The organism is Microbacterium sp., from assembly GCF_011620715.1.
In the GTDB taxonomy this organism is placed as follows: domain Bacteria; phylum Actinomycetota; class Actinomycetes; order Actinomycetales; family Microbacteriaceae; genus Microbacterium.
Genome location: NZ_WOYP01000061.1, coordinates 1 through 1,964, shown reverse-complemented (window position 1 = coordinate 1,964; position 1,964 = coordinate 1). Strand labels below are relative to the sequence as shown.

Here is a 1,964-nt window from a genome sequence, read left to right as displayed (position 1 = left end):
GGCCCCGAGAAGGTGCGCACCTTCTCGGCGCACACTGCACCTTCTCGGCGCACACTGCACCTTCTCGGCGCACACTGCACCTTCTCGGCGCAGAGCGGTCAGACCAGGAGCTGGTGCTTGGCCAGGTCGCGGTACAGCGGGGTCGAGGCCACGAGCTCCGAGTGCGTGCCCTGGCCGACGACCTCGCCATGGTCGAGCACGACGATCCGGTCGCTGTCCACGACGGTCGACAGGCGGTGCGCGATCACGATGAGGGTGCGATCCGTGGCGACCGCGTCGATCGCCTCGCGCATCCGCTGCTCGTTGACTCCGTCCAGCGAGGAGGTCGACTCGTCCAGCAGCAGGATCGGGGGAGCAGCCAGCAGCGCCCGCGCGATCGCGAGGCGCTGGCGCTCGCCGCCCGAGAGCATCACGCCGCCCTCGCCCACGGGCGCCCGGAGCCCCAGCGGATCGCGCCCGAGCACCTCCGTCAGGTTCACCGCGTGCAGCACGCGCTCGCAGTCGGCATCAGTCGCCTCGGGCGAGCCGAGTCGCAGGTTGTCGGCGATCGTGCCGGCCAGGGTCGGGGCATCCTGTTCGACGTAGCCGAACTGCGCTCGCAGCTGCTCGCGCGCCAGCGACCGGATGTCGCGGCCGTCCAGCTCGATCGCACCTCCGGTCGGGTCGTAGAACCGCTCGATGAGCGACAGCACAGTGCTCTTGCCCGCGCCGCTCGGCCCGACGAGCGCGACGCGCGAACCGCGCGGGACCGCGAATGAGACGCCGCGCAGCACGTCGCGGTCGACCTCGAGAGCGGGATCGACTCCGGGCCGCTCCAGGTGCACCTGCTCCAAGACCGCCCGGGCCTCCTTCGCAGCTGCTTCGCGCGCCGCGACGACGTTCTCGGGATAGCGGAAGCGCACGTCGAGGAACGCGATCGCGGGGACGGATGCCGCGGCCACGGCGTCGGCCGGCTCGAGGGTTGCGGCGAGCTTCGCGTCGCCTTCTTCCTCGGTCGGGAGGTCCAGCACCTCCTGGATGCGGCCGAGCGCTCCGAGCGCCTGGTTGACCGAGGTGATCGCGCCGAAGGTGGAGCCCAGCGGCTGGATCATCAGGAACAGGAACATGATGAACGTCACGAGCGAGGCGATCGTGATCGCACCGGAGGCGACCCGGAAGCCACCCACGCCGAGCACGACCAGCAGGGAGATCTGCAACGCGATGCCGGCGACCGGAACGACGAGAGCGGAGACCTTCGCGATCCGCACCCCCACGGTGTAGGCCTCCGACGCGAGCGTCGAGACCGAGGCCACTTCGCGCTCCGTCGCACCCGCCGCACGCACGGTGCGGATCGAGCCGACGGCGCGCTCGATGCCCGAGGCGAGTTCGCCGACCTTGACCTGCTGCTCGGCGGACGCGGTGCGGATCCGGCCGCTCAGCAGCACCACGACCATCACCGAGACGCCGATCACGATGACGATGAGCGCGAGCAGGATCGGGTCGATGATCGCCATCGCCACCAGCGCACCCACGAAGATGAGCGCATTGCCGGCCGCATCCGCCAGACCCTGGGTGAGAACGGCGTACAGCAGCGTCGTGTCGGTGCCCACTCGCGAGACCAGGTCGCCGGTCCGGCGCGCGTCGAACTCGCTGATCGGAAGGTGCAGGATCCGCGCGATGAGCTTGCGGCGGCTGGAGTAGACCACCGCTGTGCCGGTGCGCTGCAGCAGGAAGTGCTGGTAGCCCGAGATGACCGACGAGACCACGACCAGCCCGATCAGCACCCACACGAGCGAGCCGAGCGTTTCGCCGAGCTGGACCCGCGTGATCACCTGTCCGACCAGCAGCGGCTGGGCGAGCGTCGCGACGGCGCCCAGAACGCTGAGCACGGCGACCACGATGAGCGTGCGCTTGTGCTCGAAGATGAACGGCAGGAGCTGGCGAAAGGTCGCCCGGGGGCCCTCCGGCTCTCTGCGGCCGCGCCG

1 protein-coding gene is annotated in these 1,964 nt (G+C 70.4%); it reads right to left on the bottom strand.

Translation table 11 applies throughout. From position 1 onward, the window contains the following. Positions 1–98 precede the first annotated feature (98 nt). Positions 99–1,964: ABC transporter ATP-binding protein (locus QZV84_RS05650; RefSeq protein WP_292826619.1), on the bottom strand; the 1,866-nt coding region annotated here is incomplete at its 5' end.